This window comes from Streptomyces stoeckheimensis, assembly GCF_045822005.1.
Taxonomy (GTDB): domain Bacteria; phylum Actinomycetota; class Actinomycetes; order Streptomycetales; family Streptomycetaceae; genus Streptomyces; species Streptomyces stoeckheimensis.
Window position 1 is genome coordinate 7,577,079 of record NZ_CP169550.1, and the last position, 16,872, is coordinate 7,593,950.

Annotated in this window: 13 protein-coding genes; 6 read left to right on the forward strand and 7 right to left on the reverse strand. The window is 71.0% G+C overall.

What is annotated here, in order from left to right; genetic code table 11:
* Positions 1-53: 53 nt before the first annotated feature.
* On the reverse strand, positions 54-3,539 hold the full coding sequence (locus ACE1OC_RS34425; protein ID WP_407841773.1) for a M28 family peptidase: 3,486 nt from the start codon (positions 3,537-3,539) through the stop codon (positions 54-56).
* 186 nt (positions 3,540-3,725) lie between these two features.
* Here ACE1OC_RS34425 and ACE1OC_RS34430 point away from each other — a divergent pair, with 186 nt between their 5' ends.
* The 3 genes from ACE1OC_RS34430 to ACE1OC_RS34440 all read left to right on the forward strand — a co-directional run bounded on the left by ACE1OC_RS34430 (position 3,726) and on the right by ACE1OC_RS34440 (position 7,191).
* Complete coding sequence (locus ACE1OC_RS34430; protein ID WP_407840253.1) at positions 3,726-4,685, forward strand: LysR family transcriptional regulator; 960 nt, start codon at positions 3,726-3,728, stop codon at positions 4,683-4,685.
* A gap of 142 nt (positions 4,686-4,827) precedes the next feature.
* The gene (locus tag ACE1OC_RS34435) at positions 4,828-6,228 is read left to right on the forward strand and encodes a sulfatase (RefSeq protein WP_407840254.1); all 1,401 of its coding nucleotides are present in this window, start codon (positions 4,828-4,830) and stop codon (positions 6,226-6,228) included.
* A gap of 78 nt (positions 6,229-6,306) precedes the next feature.
* Positions 6,307-7,191, forward strand: coding sequence for a formylglycine-generating enzyme family protein (locus ACE1OC_RS34440; RefSeq protein WP_407840255.1), 885 nt, complete (start codon positions 6,307-6,309; stop codon positions 7,189-7,191).
* A 7-nt stretch (positions 7,192-7,198) separates the two neighbouring features.
* On the opposite strand, the gene ACE1OC_RS34445 is transcribed toward ACE1OC_RS34440, so the two are convergent.
* Both ACE1OC_RS34445 and ACE1OC_RS34450 read right to left on the reverse strand, forming a co-directional pair.
* Positions 7,199-7,798 carry a TetR/AcrR family transcriptional regulator gene (locus ACE1OC_RS34445; protein ID WP_407840256.1) on the reverse strand — a complete coding sequence of 200 codons (600 nt, stop codon included), beginning with the start codon at positions 7,796-7,798 and terminating at the stop codon, positions 7,199-7,201.
* 86 nt (positions 7,799-7,884) lie between these two features.
* On the reverse strand, positions 7,885-9,876 hold the full coding sequence (locus tag ACE1OC_RS34450; protein WP_407841774.1) for a discoidin domain-containing protein: 1,992 nt from the start codon (positions 9,874-9,876) through the stop codon (positions 7,885-7,887).
* 420 nt (positions 9,877-10,296) lie between these two features.
* On the opposite strand from ACE1OC_RS34450, the gene ACE1OC_RS34455 reads away from it, so the two are divergent.
* Positions 10,297-10,860: an NADPH-dependent FMN reductase gene (locus ACE1OC_RS34455; RefSeq protein ID WP_407840257.1), complete on the forward strand. Its 564-nt coding sequence runs from the start codon at positions 10,297-10,299 to the stop codon at positions 10,858-10,860.
* Between the two features lie 4 nt (positions 10,861-10,864).
* On the opposite strand, the gene ACE1OC_RS34460 is transcribed toward ACE1OC_RS34455, so the two are convergent.
* Together ACE1OC_RS34460 and ACE1OC_RS34465 are read right to left on the reverse strand one after the other, a co-directional pair.
* Positions 10,865-11,605 (reverse strand): class I SAM-dependent methyltransferase, encoded by a 741-nt coding sequence (locus ACE1OC_RS34460; RefSeq protein ID WP_407840258.1) that lies wholly within the window; start codon positions 11,603-11,605, stop codon positions 10,865-10,867.
* A 40-nt stretch (positions 11,606-11,645) separates the two neighbouring features.
* Positions 11,646-13,214, reverse strand: coding sequence for a hypothetical protein (locus tag ACE1OC_RS34465; RefSeq protein WP_407840259.1), 1,569 nt, complete (start codon positions 13,212-13,214; stop codon positions 11,646-11,648).
* Positions 13,215-13,497: 283 nt separating this feature from the next.
* Between ACE1OC_RS34465 and ACE1OC_RS34470 the strand changes: the two genes are divergently transcribed.
* The gene (locus ACE1OC_RS34470; RefSeq protein ID WP_407840260.1) at positions 13,498-13,626 is read left to right on the forward strand and encodes a hypothetical protein; all 129 of its coding nucleotides are present in this window, start codon (positions 13,498-13,500) and stop codon (positions 13,624-13,626) included.
* A 5-nt stretch (positions 13,627-13,631) separates the two neighbouring features.
* Here ACE1OC_RS34470 and ACE1OC_RS34475 read toward each other — a convergent pair whose 3' ends face one another.
* Positions 13,632-15,632: a sigma-70 family RNA polymerase sigma factor gene (locus ACE1OC_RS34475; protein WP_407840261.1), complete on the reverse strand. Its 2,001-nt coding sequence runs from the start codon at positions 15,630-15,632 to the stop codon at positions 13,632-13,634.
* Between the two features lie 3 nt (positions 15,633-15,635).
* The gene (locus ACE1OC_RS34480) at positions 15,636-15,968 is read right to left on the reverse strand and encodes a YciI family protein (RefSeq protein ID WP_407840262.1); all 333 of its coding nucleotides are present in this window, start codon (positions 15,966-15,968) and stop codon (positions 15,636-15,638) included.
* A gap of 185 nt (positions 15,969-16,153) precedes the next feature.
* Here ACE1OC_RS34480 and ACE1OC_RS34485 point away from each other — a divergent pair, with 185 nt between their 5' ends.
* Positions 16,154-16,849, forward strand: coding sequence for a DUF998 domain-containing protein (locus ACE1OC_RS34485; protein ID WP_407840263.1), 696 nt, complete (start codon positions 16,154-16,156; stop codon positions 16,847-16,849).
* Positions 16,850-16,872 lie beyond the last annotated feature (23 nt).

Genomic DNA, 16,872 nt, shown 5'->3' on the forward strand with positions numbered 1-16,872 from the left:
GGGGCGGGTGCCGCCCGGTGGGTGCTCAGGTGGGGCTCAGGGTGCCGGGGGCGTCAGCTCACCTGGAGGGTGACGTCGTCCACGACGAAGGAGGTCTGCAGGGACGCGTCCTCCAGGCCCTGGAACTTCAGGGTGACCGTCTGGCCGGCGAACCGGGAGACGTCGTACGTCTTGAGCTGGTAGCCCGAGGCCGCGTTCACGTTGGACAGGCTCGCCAGCGTCTGGCCGCCCACCGAGACCGTGAAGGTGTCGTAGACGGTGTTCTCGGTCTCGTCCGTGTCGATGTGCAGGTAGAAACCGAGCTGGTACGAGGAGCAGCCGGTCGGGATGGTCACGGACTGCGAGGCGTTGTCCGTGCGGGTCGTGCCGTAGCCGTTGAGCCAGGCCTTGTAGGTGCCGCCGTGCGGGGTCTGGCCGGCCTGGTTGGTGATGACGTTCGAGGTGGTCGTCCACGGGGTGGTGCCGCTCTCGAACCCGCCGTTCACGACGAGCTGGCGCGGGGTGCAGGAGGGGCCGGTGCCGGTGACGGTCAGGGTGTAGGTGGTGGTGTGGCTGACCGAGCCCGAGCCGGTGACGGTCAGGGTGTAGGTGCCGGGCGCGGTGCTCGCGCCGACCTGGACGGAGAGCGTCGAGGAGCTGCCCGACTGGACCGAGGCGGGGCTCAGCGAGGCGGTGGTGCCGGCGGGGGCACCGGTCACCGACAGGGCGACGGTCTGGGCGGCTCCGCTGACGGTCGCGGTGTTGATCGTGGAGCTGGTGCTGCCGCCCTGGGCGGCGCTGCCGGTGGCCGGGGAGGCGCTGATGGAGAAGTCCGGACCGGGGGTGGTGCCGCCGACGGCCTGGTTCCAGACCGTGTAGGCCACGCCGTCGGCGCTGCGGTCCAGGACCGTGGCGCTGATGTTGTTCGTGGTGTCGCAGGAGGCGTGGTAGCAGGGGTCGTACGCCGCGTTCGCGGTGCCGCCCCACTTCGTGACCTGCGCCGCGGTCTTGCGGGCGCTGGCACCGGCGGCGTAGCCGGAGGTGGGGATGCCGCCCTGCTGGAAGGAGTAGTCGTCACTGCGGCCCTGGCCCTCGGTGTTCTCCTCGGGAGCGAGGTTCAGGGAGGTCCAGTAGGCCTTGAGCGGGGCGGCCGCCGTGGAGTTGACGTTGTTGATGAAGTAGCCGCCGTTGGTCGAGCCGACCATGTCGAAGTTGTAGTAGGCCTTGATGGCCGACTTCTGGGTGCTGGTGAGCTGGTTGACGTAGAACTTCGAGCCGTTGAGGCTCTGCTCCTCGTCGGTCCACCAGGCGAAGCGGACGTGCTTCGTCATCGTGGGGTTCTTCTGGGCGAGGACGAGCGCGTTCTCCAGCAGGGTCGCGGAGCCCGAGCCGTTGTCGTTGATGCCCGGACCCGCCGAGACACTGTCGAGGTGCGCGCCGAACATGACCGTCTGGTCGGCGGGGCCGCCGGGCCAGTCGGCGATCAGGTTGTTCGACGGGTAGGTGCACGAGGTGCAGTTCTGCTCGGTCACCGTGTAGCCGGCGGCCTGCAGCTTGCCCTTGATGTACGCCACCGACTGGGTGTAACCGGCGCTGCCCGCACGGCGGTTGCCGCCGTTCTGGGAGGCGATCGTGTTGAGCTGCGTCAGGTGCGCCTGGACCGCGGCCACGTCGATGTTCGGCGCGCCGGGGTTGGGTGTGGTGCCGCCGACGGTGAGCGCGTAGTCGACCGTGTGCGCGAGGCTGGTGCCCTGGCCCTTGACCACGACGGTCGAGGATCCCGGAGCCGCGCTGGAGGAGGCGGTGAGCGTCAGCGTCGAGGACTGGCCGGACTGCACGGTGGCCGGGCTGAAGGAGGCCGTGACGCCGGCCGGGAGGCCCGACGCGGTGAGGGTCACTTGCTGGGCGGTGCCCGTGGAGATGGCGGTGGCGACCGTGGTGGTGACCGAGGCGCCCTGCTGGACGGTGCCCGAGGCCGGGTTCAGCGCCAGCGAGAAGTCGCTCTCCTGGCCGCTCGGGGTGCAGGTCGGGTCACCGGACTGCGCGGGCACGCTGATGGCGTCCCAGGCGGCCTTGGTCTTGTTGAACAGGTTGCAGGTGGTGTCCAGCGACTTGGCGGAACTCAGCGTCGCCGTCCGGTACTTCTTGTAGGACATGCTGGACGTCTTCAGCAGCATGCCGCCGTAGAAGATCTTGCCGGCGTTCTGTATGCCCACCCCGGTCAGCGTGGACTGGTTGCAGGTGCTGCTGTTCGGCTTGCCGCCGCCCGGGCTGGTGCCCTCGGCGAGCAGGTAGAACCAGTGGTTCAGCGGGCCGGCCGCCGCGTGCACCTCGGTGCCCGGTATCGCGGAGCTGTAGCAGGCCGGGTCGTTGTTGACGGCCGCCGGGTTGTACATGTTGCGGATCGGCCCGCTGCCCACGAGGTTGATCGTCTCGCCGACGAGGTAGTCCGGAGTGTCGTACGGGGAGGGCTCGTTGGCGAAGGCCTCGGTCAGTGCGCCGAAGATGTCGCCGGTGGCCTCGCCGAGCCCGGACTCCTGGCCGCTGGTGCCGCCCGGGGTGTTGGAGTCGATGGCGTGCCCGTACTCGTGGGCCACCACGTCGATGCTGGCGATCCACTCGTTGGCGTTGTTGTGGCCGATGCTGACCGAGCTGCCGTCCCAGTACGCGTTCACGTCGTTCAGGCCGACCTTGGCCGGGAAGCTGCGGCCGTTGCCGCTGACGCCGTTGCGGCCGAGCCACTGGCTCAGCATGTCCCACTGCTTCTGCGCCGCGAACATCAGGTCCGTACACCCGGTCTCCTTGGAGGTCGGGTTGCCCGTGCCCCAGGAGTCGGATGACTTCGAGAAGACCGTGCCCGAGCTGTAGTCGGCGCAGCTCAGTCCGGTCCGGTTCGGGTCGCGCAGGGAGTACGTGCTGCCCGAGGCCGTGGTGTCGATGGTCAGCGGGTTCGGGCCGTTCCACTTGCTGTTGCCGCTGCCCGCGACCACCTCGTCGAAGCGGTCGAGCACCTTGCCGGTGCGGGCGTCCACGAACACGTGGAGCCTGCTGGGCGCCTTGGCGGTCCGCCCGACGAGAACGGTCTCCCAGGCCAGCACCGCCTTGTCGTCCTTGAGCTTGACGACGAGCCGGCGGCTCTCCACCTTGTCGGTCGCGACCTGCTCGGTGCGCGAGACCGTCTCGGCGGCCTGCGCCGAGACCGACGCGGTGGTGGCCACGTCGATCACGGTCGCCGAGGCCGACTGGAGGGCGCGCACCCGGCCCTGGCCGTCGGCCAGGACGACCGCGTCGCCGCCGACGACCGGCAGGCCGCGGTAGCTGCGCTCGTACGCGACGGAGTAGAGGTCCTTCACCCAGGGGGTGACCAGGCGCCGGTCGTACTGCTGCTGCGGGGAGTTGACCAGGCTGTCGAGCCCGCTGCGCACGGCCGCGTCGGCCGCGGCGACGGCCCGTTCGGCGGCGGTGGGCGGCAGGGGATCCGCGTTCTGCGAGGCGGTGGCGGTGGTGGCCAGCGTGCCGGCGAGGCCCGTGGTCAGCACCATGGCCGCGAGGGCGGCCATCCATCTGGTGGGCTGCAAGAGTCCACTCCGATCGTGTGGGGGGTGGGACGGGGAGGGGAGGGCTGCGAAAGGCGGTCTGGCTGTTCGCGGCCGAGTATGGGCGTGTCCATGACGAGATCGGGACATCTCTGCCGACATAAGACCGGCGTTATGGTGCCGGTGGATGACGCTGCGTAAGCTGCCGGGATGCAGCTGGAGTTGAGACATCTGCAAGCCGTCTGCCAGATAGCGGAGACCGGAAGCCTGGGGGGCGCGGCGCGGGTCCTCGGGGTCTCCCAGCCGGCGCTCTCCGCCCAGCTGCGCCGGATCGAGCGGGTCACCGGCGGCGAACTCTTCGTCCGGGGCCGCCTCGGGGTCGAGCCGACCCCGCTCGGTCAGTTCGTCCTGGCCAAGGCGCGCCGCGTGCTCAGCGAGATGGACGCCCTCGGCGCGGAGACGCGGGCCCGGACGACCGATGCCCCGCTGCGCCTGGGCTGCATCCTGCTGGTGCTGATCGACGGCCTGATCGCCCGGCAGGACCTGGCCCTGGCGGGCCGGGAGATCACCGTGGACCTGGAGGACTCGGTGACCGCCCTGGTACGGATGCTCGGCGCGGGCCGCTACGACGTCATCGTGTACGGAGAGGTGAACGACCACGAGGTGCCGCTGCCCGCGGGAGTGACGGCCCGCACCCTGGTCCCCAAGGAACCCTTCTGCATCCGCATGTCGGCCCGGCACCCGCTGGCCCGGCTGGAGGCCCTCGATCTCGCGGACCTCGCCGACGAGCAGTGGATGACCCTGGTCGAGGACGACGACGGCGGGCCCGAGGCGCTGGTCGAGGCCTGCGCCAAAGCCGGCTTCGTCCCCGCGCTGCGCTACCGGATCACCGACCGCATGATGCAGTACGACCTGATCTCCGCGGGCCGGGCCGTCTCCCTCAGCCAGCCCACCGCACCCGCCGTGGCGGGCACGGTGATGCGCCCGCTGATCGGGGCCCCCATCACCGGGCGCATCCGGCTGGCCTGGAACCGCTCGACGGTCTCGGCCCGCCAAGCGGAACTCTTCTACCGGTCGGCCGCCTACGCGTATCTGGCCAATGTGGACAACAATCCCTTCCACCGGGCCTGGTGGGACGAGCATCCGGAAGCCCACCCGGCCATGGACTGACGCCGTTCACGGAGCCTGACGTCATTTCATACTCCGTACATGGAATGCGTATTCCCCTCGCTTTACGCTCTCCACATGGCAGTGGCCGCCACACCATTTTCGTGCCAGAGGTGCCCCTTCGGAGAGCAGGAGGAAATGCCCCATGAGCAAGAGAGCCCGTACGCAGGTCAGTCGGAGAGGGTTCCTCGCCGGCACGGCAGCGGCGGCGGCCGCCGCCACCGTGCCCGCGATCGGCCAGGCGGCGGCGGCCCCCGGGGCGGCGGCCGCGACCCGCCCGAACATCCTCCTGATCGTCACCGACGACCAGCCCAAGCAGACCGACTGGGCCCTTCAGAAGACCATCGGCTGGCTCGCCGGCCAGGGTGTGAAGTTCAGCCACGGCCATGTCACCACCCCGCTGTGCGCGCCCTCCCGCTCCTCGATCTTCTCCGGCCGCCACGCCCACAACCACGGGGTCCGCAACAACGCGGCTTCCGCAGCCCTGGACCAGAACACCACCGTCCAGCGCTATCTGAAGCAGGCCGGATATCGCACGGGCCTCTTCGGTAAATACCTCAATTCCTGGAACATTGCCGACGCGCCCCCGCATTTCGAGGATTTCGCGCTGCTCCAGCCCGGATACGTCGACGCGAAGTGGAACGTCAACGGGGCGGTCCAGACGATCAACGGCTACACCACGAACATCATCAAGAACCGCACGCTGAGCTTCCTGGACAAGGCGGCCACCGACACCCGCCCCTGGTTCGCCTACGTCACCCCGTACGCCTCGCACGGACCCCGTACGCCCGAGGCCAAGTACGCGGGCACCCCCGTGCCCGAGTGGAACGGCCGTCCCTCCGTCACCGAGGCCGACCGCAGCGACAAGCCGCCCTACATCCAGGACGCCACCGGCACCCTGGAGGACGGCAAGCGCATCCGCGCGGAGCAGCTGCGGGTGCTCCTCTCGGTCGACGACGCCGTCCAGGCCTTCAAGGACAAGCTGGCGGCCACCGGCCAGCTCGACAACACCCTCGTGATCTACATCGGGGACAACGGCTTCGGCTGGGCCGACCACGGCTGGACCGCGAAGTCGGTGCCCTACAGCCCCGCCCACGAGGTGCCGTTCTACCTCTCCTGGCCCGCCGGCGGCTTCGGCGCCGGCACGGTGGACGACCGCATCGTCGCCAACATCGACATCGCGCCCACCATCCTCGACGCCGCCGGGGTCACCCCGAACACCCCGCAGGACGGCCGGTCGCTGCTGAGCTCGTACAGCCGCGACCACCTGCTCGTCGAATGGTGGAAGCAGGGCACCGCCCCCGACCACCGCACCTGGTCCTCCTACGTGGCCAAGGACGAGCAGTACGTGGAGTACTACAAGCTGCACACCGACGCCCACGGCACCGTGTCCGGCACCGGAGAGGTCACCTTCCGGGAGTACTACGACCTCGCCGCCGACCCGCACCAGCTGGTCAACAAGCTGTACCAGGCCACCCCGGCGCAGGAACGGAACCTGGGCATCCCCGCCCTGGCCGCCCAGCTCGCCGCCGACCGGGTCGGCTAGCTCCCGGCCCTCCGGCCGGGCGCACCACCCGGCGCCCGGCCGGACCGCATCCATCCCGCACGTTCACCGGAGCCCTTCATGTCCTCCTCCTGCTGCACCCCGGGGCACGACGCCCCGGCCGGCGCCGTCACCCTGCTCGCCGCGCCCGTGCTCGCCGCGCCCCGGGCCGCACGCGGTCTGATCGACCTGCCCGGGGGGCGCTTCCTCATGGGCACGGAGGACGCGGACGGGTTCCCGGCCGACGGTGAGGGCCCGGTCCGGGAGGTGGCGGTGGATCCCTTCCGGATCGCGCCGACGACGGTGACCAACGCCCAGTACGCCACCTTCGTCAAAGCCACCGGACATGTCACGGAGGCGGAGGAGTTCGGGTTCTCCTTCGTCTTCGCCGGGCTGCTGGCGCAGGAACTCGCCGCCACCGCACCGCCCGTGGCCGGGGTTCCCTGGTGGCGGGCGGTGTCCGGCGCGAGCTGGAAGCACCCCGAGGGGCCCGGATCGTCCGTCACGACCCGGCAGAACCACCCCGTCGTGCACGTCTCGTGGAACGACGCCCGGGCGTACTGCTCCTGGTCCGGAACCAGGCTGCCCAGCGAGGCCGAATGGGAGTACGCGGCCCGCGGCGGCCTGGAGCAGCGCCGCTACCCCTGGGGCGACGAGCTCGCACCGGGCGGACGGACGCTGCTCAACATCTGGCAGGGCGAGTTCCCCACCACCCACACCGGCCCCCACCTCGGCACCGTCCCCGTGAAGTCGTACCGCCCCAACGGTCACGGGCTCTACAACGCCGTGGGCAACGTATGGGAATGGTGCGAGGACCCCTTCGCCCCGGGCCACGAGTCCCGCACGATGCGCGGCGGTTCCTTCCTCTGTCACGACTCGTACTGCAACCGCTACCGGGTCGCGGCCCGCAGCTCCAACACCCCCGACAGCTCCACGTCCAACATCGGTTTCCGGGTGGCTGCCTGAGGGTGGGTCAGCGCGGCTCGACGACGAGTCCGGCCACGTGGTCGGTGACCATGTCGAGGATCTCGGCGGCGGCCTTGTCGTCGCCGAGGACCAGGAAGTTCAGGGTCACCCCGTCCGTCATGGCCGCCAGATAGCGGGCCAGCACGGTCACCGGCACGCTGAGCTCGAACGGGTGGATCAGGCGCAGCTCCTCGAGCAGGACGGTGTACGCCGTGCAGTAGGACTCGTACTGCTTGCGCGCCAGGTGCCCGAACTCCGGCTGGCGCAGCGCGTACTGGGTGAGCTCGTACGTGAGCAGGTGCGCTCCCGGGCTTGCCGCCACGTGGTCCCAGTACGCCTGGAAGCCGGCCCGGACGGTCTCCCGCAGCGTCGGCCTCGGCAGGATCGCGGCCTTCACGAGGGTGACGTAGTGCGCGGTGATGGTCTCGATGACCGACTCCAGCAGCGCCTGCTTGGAGTCGAAGCAGTAGTGGAAGACGCTCAGGGAGACGCCCGCCTCGGCGGCGATGGACCGGGTCGTGGTCCTGGACACCCCGTCGCGGGTCATCGCACGGATCGCCGCCTCCGTCAGCTGCCTGCGCCGGTCGGTCAACGGCATCCGTGCCATGTACGCGTTCCCCTTCGTTCCGGTGCGCCCCGAGCGGGGTGTCCGCGGGAGCAACAGCCCAGCCGCGACCACCCCGCTCGACGCCGTCAGCTGCTGTATACGCCGACTTCGTGCAGGGAGTAACCCCATTGGGTGCCGCGTCCCGCTCCGTGGACGCGCACGTACCGGGCCGGGACCCCGGCGAACCTCGCCGTGTCCACCCCGCCGTCACCTGCGGTCGTGGACCAGGCCGTCGTCCAGTCCGTTCCGTTCGTGGAGACCTCGATGCGGTACGAACGCCCGTACGCCGCCTCCCAGTCCAAGGTGACCCGCTTGACCAGCTGCTGGGAGCCGAGGTCGACCTGCAGCCACTGGTCGTCGTTCCACTCGCTCGCCCAGCGGCTGCCCCGGTTGCCGTCGAAGGCGAGGCCGGGCGCGAAGCTGACGAAGGGGTTCCACCACTCGGACGTGCTCGCGGAGGAGGGCTGGCCCGCGGCGAGGTTCACACCGGCCTTGTGCTGCTCGGAGTTGCCCCAGGTGCGCAGGTAGGACTCGGCGCCCTTGAACAGGTCGTCCACCACGCCCTGTCCGCCGACGATGCGGATGTCCTCGATCCAGTCGGGCACCAGGCCGTAGTGCGAGGCGCCGTCGGTGTTGAGGTCCCACGTGCGCTGGCCGGTGGTCTGCTTGTCGATGACCGACCCGCCGTCGGTGCTGCGGAAGGGGTACGTGACCGGGTTCGGGGTGTTCGCCCCGCGCGGGCCGGGCCAGCCGCCGACGCCGTTCATGTCGGTGCCGTAGCCGTAGCCGACGTTGTACTTCTCGCGCAGCGCGTCGGTCCGCTTGGCCTCGGCGCTGAAGCCCTCGGAGCCGCCCATGTACGCGGTGGCGAAACCGCCGAGCTTGTAGAGCCGCTCCATCCAGCCGAGGTCCATCCAGCTGTGCGAGGAGATCACGCCCGGGTAGTTCTCGGTCTCCATGATGTCGAAGGCCTGGCCGGCCGCCTTCACGCTCATGTGGTCGAGTTCGAGCATCATCTTGCGTTTCATCATGCCGCGCACCGCGTAGTCACCGAGGTCGGTGAGGCCGCGGGTGTTGCACTGGGCTCCGGAGGCGTACGAGGGCACGCTCACGCCCGCCGGCAGTTCCTTCTCGGCGGCGGCCGCCGGGGCCAGGCCGATGGGGTTGTCGTGCTGCGGGCCCGTGCACGCTTCCGTCTTCCAGAAGGTGCCGGTCGACAGGAACTGCCCGACGTTGATGGCCGTTCCCAGCGCGCCCTCGTCGAAGCGGACCCCGCACAGGGCGTTGTCGAACTTGTGGCACAGGAACATGCTGCGCACGCCGAGGTTGTACAGCTCGTCGAGGCCCTTGTCGATGTCCGCCTTGCCGCACTGCGCGACGTCCAGGATCTGCTTGCAGCCGAAGGGCTCCGAGGTCTCGACGCCGAGGACCACGGCCAGCTTGCCCTGCTTGATCACGTCGCGGGCCTGGGCGGAGTCGGTGACGATGCGGAACCAGCCCTTGCCGGGGCCGCCGTACATCTTGTCGACGTAGGCCTGCATGTCGTACGTCTTCTTCGCCTCCAGGCGGATGGCGGTCATCTCGTCGCAGCTGCGGTCCTTGAAGAAGTAGACCGAGCAGATGACTCCGTTGGTGACGAGGTCGTTGACGAGGACGCGCTGGCCACCGCGCCAGGCGCGCTCGATCCAGGCGTAGTAGTTCTGCTGGTGGGTCAGCGAGTCGTGGGCGGGCCAGTCCTTGAAGGTGGGCCAGCCGTCGGGGTCGTGCTTGCCGTCGCCGCCCTTGGTGATGAAGTCGAAGATCGCGAGGCTGCCGTCGGGGTAGTGCTCGGGACAGTCCTTGAGCGCGTCGGCGATGCCCGCGTCGGAGAACGGCTTTCCGCAGATCAGCCGGCCGCCGAAGCCCTCGTTGGACATGATGTGGTCGTGTGCGTCGACGAAGCCGCGGACGTTGCCCTGGGCGTCGGTGCCCTTGAAGGGCTCACCGGTCACGTTGATCTGGGAGTCGGGCGCCGGCCGCGCGGTGGGTTCCCACCAGTTGTTGTCGGCGGCGGCTCCCGGGACGGGACCGAGCACCATGGCGAGCAGGCCGAGGAGCAGGGCGAGGATCGCGAACGGCTTGCGCCGTCGGCGGGGGCGCGGTTCCGGTTGTTGCCTCTGTGGTTCTGGGGTCATGGCCACTACTCACGTCCTCGGTCGGCGGAGGGCGCGGTCGAGGACACGGTCCACCGGAGGCGCGGCCGCCCTGGCACCTGTTTGTCATGTCCCGCGCAAGCATTGGGACGAGAATCGCTACTGCCGGGTACAGAGTCAAGAGTCCGGGTCACATGACCTGATGGATCGTCACCCTACTGGTCCGGCGGGCCGCCGTCAGCGGGATGCGGAGGAACGTGCGAAGCGCCCGGGGGTGGTCCCGACGACGCGCTTGAAGTGCCGGGTGAAACGGGCCTGCGGGCCCCCCGACGGCCGGGCCCGGTGACGGATCACTACATTGGGCCCATGTCCACGCTGCCGCTGCCGCTGCCCGTCATCCTCTTGCTGTCGGGGAGCCTGCGGGCCGCCTCCTCCAACGAGACCGTCCTGCGCACCGCACGAGCGGCGGCCCCCGCGCACGTGCGGACGGTCCTCTACGAGGGGCTGGCGGACCTCCCGCACTTCAACCCCGACGACGACGCCGAACCCCTGCCGGGTCCCGTGGCCGGCCTGCGCGCGGCGATCGCCGAGGCGGCCGCGGTCCTCATCTGCACCCCGGAGTACGCCGGCACCCTGCCGGGCTCCTTCAAGAACCTGCTGGACTGGACGGTCGGCGGCACCGAGATCTGCGACAAGCCGGTCGCCTGGGTGAACGCGGCGGCCCCGGGACGCGGCGAGGGCGCGGAGGCCACCCTGCGGACCGTCCTCGGCTACACCGGCGCCGACATCAGGGACGAGGCGTGCGCACGGATCCCCGTGGACCGCAGGACGGTCGCCGCGGACGGCACCATCACCGACGAAGCCGTACGCACCCGACTCGCCCGGATCCTCACCCTGCTGGCGGACGCGGGCCGGGGCCCGTCCGCCTGAGAACTCACGGTTTGTGGGTGATCCAGAGCAGTTCCGCCGGCCAGCGGTGTGCCCAGTCGGGTGGGTCGGTCTCGTTGTAGCCGTTGGGGGTTCCGCGTTCGGGCCGGGGCTCGATGAGGTCGTCGATGACGAGACCCGCGCCGCGCAGGACCTTGACCCAGTCGCCGTAGGTGAGCTGGTAGCTGGTCGCGCCGTCGTCTTCGGCGATGGTGTTCAGCCCGAAGTAGTCCTTCTGCAGCGTCGTGGTCACGCGGCCGGCGGCTTCGTCGTAGCACGCTTCGAACCACGGACTGGCGACGTTGAACACCAGGCGCCCGCCCCGGCGCAGGACGCGTGCGGCCTGCGGGACGGCCAGGTGCGGGGGTGCCCAGCTGAGCCCACCGAAGTCGCAGAACACCAGGTCGAAGCTGTCCGCGGCGAAGGGGAGCCGTTCGGCGGCGCCTTGCACGAGCGGGTAGCGGTCCGGGCCCATCGCGCGGGCCGCTGCGGCGAGCTGGGCTTCGGACAGGTCGATCCCGACCACGGCGGCGCCCTCGGCGGCGAGCGCCCTGGACCACTGGCCGGCGCCGCAGCCGAGTTCGAGGACGCGCTTGCCGGTGACGTCGCCCAGGGCGTGCAGGTGCGCGTCGGGGATGGAGTACATGCCCCACAGCCGGGGTGCGGCGCCGATGTGCGGGTCGTGCTCCTGCTGGTAGGCGCTGCTGATCCGGTTCCAGAACCGCCGGTTGGCGGGGATGCTGTCCACGGGCCGACTCCAGCACTTCGGACCGTGGCGGTCAACACGATTAGGGCACCGGCCGGTCCTCGGTTCGCAAGAGGCGGGCCACGTCGGCGCCCCAGTCCCGCAGCCAGGGGAGCTGGTCCGCGTACCGGAAGGCCACCGTGAAGGTCCCCGCGAGGGCCAGCGCCAGGAGGCCGAGCAGTATCCATCGGCGGGTGCGCGAGCGGACCATCAGGCCGGCGACGACGGCCAGGGCGGCCACGAGGATCCCCAGGGCGGCGGAGACGGCCGTGGCCCATGTCTGAGGTCCGGCGCGGAGCAAGGGGGCGATGACCGCGGCACCGGCGGCCGTCGCCGCGACGGCGGAGAGGGAAGCGACCGTGAACGCGAGGGTGCGCAGCACCCGTCGGCGCCGGGGCGGGGCTTCGCCCTGTGATGCCGTCCCGGTGCGTCCCCGTTCCTTCGATGACGGGACCGGCCGCTCGGCGATCACCTGAGGACGGTCCTGCGGTCCGCGGTTGCGGCGGTAGGCGCGGGCGGCCCGTTTGCGCAGCAGCCCGTCGAGCAGGATCAGCCACCAGGCGAAGGCCGGCGAGGTGCCCGTCAGGCGGCCGGTGAAGTCCAGGGTGGCGGGCGCGTGCCAGGAGACCTTGGCCGTTCCGCCGCCGCGCCCGACGACGAGCACGACGCCGATCAGCTGGGGGGCGTCCCAGCGCAGGCTCCAGAAGTCCCTCCCGGCCCGGTCGAGATTCACCAGGCGGGTGCGCCCGCCGAGCGTTCCCTGGGCGAGCAGCGTGCCGTGGGTGATGTCCTCCACGGCCCAGTGCACCTTGACGCCCGGTGTGGCCTTGGACAGCCGGAGCCATCCGGCCGTGGGCCGGTAGGAGAGCAGGGTGGAGGGGTGGTGCGCACGCAGTACGGCGGTGACGCCCTGCTGATCTTCCTGTCCCACGTACCAGGCGATCTCCGGCTGTCCCGGGCGCCGCCAGGACCCGGGCACCCGCACTGCTTCCCGAGGCGTTCCGTGGACGTGCCGAAGCGGGAACCGCTGCAGGTGCTGGGGTATCTCGACGGCCAGGATCGCCAGCCAGGTGAGGCCGAGCAGGAGGGCCGGCCAGCTCGTGCCCCGCACCGAGTACAGCGATCCGGCACACAGCAGGGTGAGGCTGGTGGCCACGTAGAGCCGCGGCCGCCTTCGCTCCGGGACGTTCTCCAGGGCTTCTCGGAGCCCGTAGAACTGCCACGTCTCGGCGAGGGTCCGGTTCGGCAGCGCCTCGCCCTGCCGCAGGGTGCCCACCGACCAGACCTCGGGCGCCCCGGGTTCGACGGCCAGTTGGGGGAGCAGGGCCTCCTCGGAGGGCCCGGCATCCCACACGGCCCACAGGTCGTTCAGCTCCTGGCGCCGCTTCTGCTGTTCGTCCTGCGGCAGTTCCGGCAGACAGGCATCGACGATGTTGTCGAACTGGTGCCGTCGCATGGGGGTCCGGCCGTTCAGCATTTTTGACAGGGAGTCGTTGGTCAGGGTCGGACCGACTGCTTCCACGACCGCGCGTTGCAGCCGGACGGTGTCTTTTATCAGGGCCCGCAGGGCCACGCTCAGATCGATCCAGGGGCGCGCAACCCCCAGCTCCAACAGCTTCTCCTCTCCGTAGGCTTCGCGGCCGCCGCCGGAGGTGTTCCTCCGCGGGTCTGCCCCCTCCCCCTTTATCGGGGTTTTCTCCTCCACCCGGACCTCTCTTGAGCTGGGCAGAAGGTTTTCTTCCCGTCCGCTCCCACGGCTCGTCAGAAAACCGTCCGCGCTGGTCTCGTGGACTGTGAGGCCGCCGAAGGGGCGACCTCACAGCCATCCATCGCCCTGCCTCCCGTTGGTCGCGCGCGGCAGGGCTCTCTCCTCAGGAAGCGAAGAGGTTCCCAGCATGGTCGAACTGCTCACCCTGGCAACAGCGGTTGCCGGTGCCGTTCAGGCAACGATGCTCGTCATCCACGGCCTCCAGAACCGCAAGCCGCGCCCGCCCCGGCAGAAGCGGGTGCGGAGCCGCCGGTAGGTGATCTACGGAGTCTCCTGCGGACCGGGTTTGAGGCGGCGCAGGGTGTAGCCCTCGAGCGTCGGGTCCAGGGGCCTGGTGGCCTCCTTGAAGAGGCGCTCGGCCCGCTCGTAGGACAGGCGGCGCCGGCCCGTGTCCGGGCACAGGTCGGCCGGGCCGGGGGTCCGGGACGGGCCGGGCCGCCGTTCGGAGAGGAACACCGGGCCCCGGGTGCGGCCGGCCAGCAGGCCGGGCAGCAGGCGGGCCGTCCCGGAGCGCCAGCTCACCCAGGTGCGGCCCGCGCGGGCCCGGCGGTCCTCCAGGTCCAGATCCTCCACGTTCAGGGACAGGACGGTCTTCACCCCCGCCGCCGATTCGTGCAGGAGCAGCCACAACGTTCGTTCCCGCAGTGGCACTTCGGGGTCGCTCCACAGGGCATCGAGCTGCGCGGGTCCCAGGGCGGACGCCCGGGGGCGGGTTTCGGCGCGCCGCTCCAGCCCGGCCGCGAGCCCGTCCATGCCGGCCCAGGCGCCGAAGGAGCGTACGGCTGAGCGGTGCCGGTTCCAGGTCTTGGCCGCCGCACCGCCCCAGGAGGCCGCGCACACCCGTGCCACCTCCTCGGCCGTCAGCCGGGCCAGCGGCATGTCGTCGCCGAGGTCCAGGCGCAGCCGGCGCAGGGTCTGACCGTACGAGCGGACCGTCGCGGCGTCCAGATCGGCCCGGCCCAGGAACCCCCGTGCGGCCCCGCCGAGGGTCGGACCCGGTGCCGGGCCGGCCGGGCCGCCGGCGGCGGGCACCTCCTGTGCTCGCCGCTGCAGGAAGGCGCGCTCGGCGGCGTTCTTGGCGAGGGCCGCCGCCCGGAGGAACTCCTGCCGTGCCTCCGGGCCGCGGCCCAGGCGCAGCAGCAGGTCTCCCCGGACGCTGGGGAGGAGGTGGTAGCCGCGGAGTACGGGATCGGCGACCAGGGAGTCGACCAGGTCGAGGCCGGCCTGCGGCCCGTACGCCATCCCGAGCGCCACCGCCCGGTTGAGCCGGACCACCGCCGTCGGCCGCAGCCGGTCCAATGCCCCGTACAGGGTCGCGATCTGCGCCCAGTCGGTCTCCTCGGCGGTGCGTGCCTGCGCATGGCACACGGCGATCGCCGCTTGCAGCATGTACGGGCCGGGGGCCCCGCCGGCCTCCCGCGCGCGCAGCATCGCGGTGAAACCGCGGCGGACCAGCAGCTGGTCCCAGCGCCCCCGGTTCTGCTCGTGGAGCTGGACGGGCTCGCCCGAGGGCCCGGTGCGCGCCGCGGAACGGGAGGCCTGGATCTCCATCAGTGCGACCAGGGCGTGCACCTCGGCCTCCCGGGGGGCCAGCTCGGCCAGCAGCCGGCCCAGCCGGAGCGCTTCGAGGCAGAGTCCGGGGCGCATCAGATCGTCCCCGGAGGTGGCCGAGTAACCCTCGTTGAAGATCAGGTAGATGACCTCCAGCACCGAGGACAGCCGCTCGGGCAGCTCCGAATCCTCCGGCAGGTCGAAGGGCACGCGGTGCTCGGCCAGCGTGCGCTTGGCCGTGGCGATGCGCCGGGTGACGACGGCCGCCGTGACGAGGAAGGCCCGTGCGATCTCCTCGGCCGTCAGGCCGCCCAGCAGCCGGAGCGTGAGCGCCGCACGGGCCTCGGTCGGCAGCACGGGGTGGCAGGAGAGGAACATCAGCCGCAGGACGTCGTCGTCCTGTCCGGGCTCCTGCCGCTGCTGCCGCCCCTGGCCTTCCTCCAGCTCGTGGGCGAGCTGTTCCCGCTTGTCCGTCAGCATCCGGGAGCGCCGGATGTGGTCGACCGCCCGCCGTTTGGCGGTGGTCGTCAGCCAGGCGCCGGGGTTGTCCGGGACCCCGGCGCCGGGCCACTGTTCGAGCGCGGCGACGAGCGCGTCCTGGGCCAGTTCCTCGGCCAGGCCGACGTCGTGCACCATGCGCGTCAGCGTGGCGATGATCTTGGCCGATTCGAGCTTCCAGACCGCGTCGATCGTCCGCGAGATGTCCGGCACGGATCAGGGGCCGAAGACCTGCTGGACCACGCTCTCGCCGTCGCCGACGATCTTGCGGAAGCGGCGGGCCAGCTCGATGGCCTCTTCCCGGGACCGGACCTCGATCAGCGCGAAACCGGCCACGGCCTCCTTGGCCTCGGCGAACGGCCCGTCCGTCACGGTGACCTCATCACCGGCGGAGGTCACCAGGATGCCGCCCGGCTCCAGGCCGCCCGTGGCCAGCAGCACGCCGGCCGCGGTCAGCTCCTCGATGAACTTGCCCATCTCGGCGTACAGCCGCTCGTCGGGGGCGGTGTCGGTGCTGTCGGCGGGCCTCGTCGTCATCAGGTAGCGCATGGGGACTCCTCTTCTCGCGGTGCCGAGCTGCTGCCCGCACCTGCTTACACGTCGAACCGGGGATGTGACAGGGAACGCGCTCATTCCCTGTCATCTTTCCGGTTCGACGTATCTGCGAGAACCGAACGAGAACCGAATGCGAGCCGAACGAGAACCGCGTTCGACGAACCCGAGAGGCACCCGCCATGAGCACCCAGGCCCCCACCCCGACCGCCACCGCCACCGCCACCGATTCCTCCGCCACCCGCTCCTCCTCCTCCACCACCACCCGCTCCCTCCTCACCTGTGCGGTCGTGGCCTCCCCGCTGTGGGCGGTCGTCTCCCTGACCCAGGCCGCGACCCGCCAGGGCTTCGACATCACCCGCCACCCGCTCAGCGCCCTGAGCAACGGCGCCCTCGGCTGGCTCCAGATCACCAACTTCCTGCTCGCCGGAACCCTCCTCGTCCTCGGGGCGAGCGGTCTGCGCCGGGCCCTGCGGGGCACCCCGGGAGGCACCTGGGCGCCACGGCTGGTCCGGATCGGCGGCCTCGGCATGATCGCCGCGGGAGCCTTCGTCATGGACCCGGTGGACGGCTTCCCCACGGGGGCTCCCTCCGCGGAGGCCGCCGCGCTCACCTGGCACAGCTACGCCCACTTCGCCGCCGGGTCGGTCACCTTCACCTCGCTGATCGCCGCCTGCTACGTCCTGGGCCGCCACTTCGGCCGCGCCGGGAACCGCCGGTACGCGCAGGCCTCCCGGGTCGCCGGTACGGCCCTCCTGATCGGCAACGGCTGGGCGATGGGCGGCGGCCGGGCAGGCACCCTGACCCTGGCCGTCGGAGCCGTCACGGCGATGCTCTGGATCTCCGTGGTCGCCCGGCGCAGCCGGCGCGGCATCTGACCCGCCGGGGCCCGTCGTCCCAC

Coding starts and splice junctions, on each gene's coding strand:
- ACE1OC_RS34445 (WP_407840256.1), bottom strand. CDS start 7,798: ATGGCACGGATGCCGTTGACCGACCGGCGCAGGCAGCTGACGGAGGCG.
- ACE1OC_RS34485 (WP_407840263.1), top strand. CDS start 16,154: ATGAGCACCCAGGCCCCCACCCCGACCGCCACCGCCACCGCCACCGAT.
- ACE1OC_RS34480 (WP_407840262.1), bottom strand. CDS start 15,968: ATGCGCTACCTGATGACGACGAGGCCCGCCGACAGCACCGACACCGCC.
- ACE1OC_RS34455 (WP_407840257.1), top strand. CDS start 10,297: ATGTCCACGCTGCCGCTGCCGCTGCCCGTCATCCTCTTGCTGTCGGGG.
- ACE1OC_RS34430 (WP_407840253.1), top strand. CDS start 3,726: ATGCAGCTGGAGTTGAGACATCTGCAAGCCGTCTGCCAGATAGCGGAG.
- ACE1OC_RS34440 (WP_407840255.1), top strand. CDS start 6,307: ATGTCCTCCTCCTGCTGCACCCCGGGGCACGACGCCCCGGCCGGCGCC.
- ACE1OC_RS34425 (WP_407841773.1), bottom strand. CDS start 3,539: ATGGCCGCCCTCGCGGCCATGGTGCTGACCACGGGCCTCGCCGGCACG.
- ACE1OC_RS34470 (WP_407840260.1), top strand. CDS start 13,498: ATGGTCGAACTGCTCACCCTGGCAACAGCGGTTGCCGGTGCCGTTCAG.
- ACE1OC_RS34450 (WP_407841774.1), bottom strand. CDS start 9,876: ATGGTGCTCGGTCCCGTCCCGGGAGCCGCCGCCGACAACAACTGGTGG.
- ACE1OC_RS34435 (WP_407840254.1), top strand. CDS start 4,828: ATGAGCAAGAGAGCCCGTACGCAGGTCAGTCGGAGAGGGTTCCTCGCC.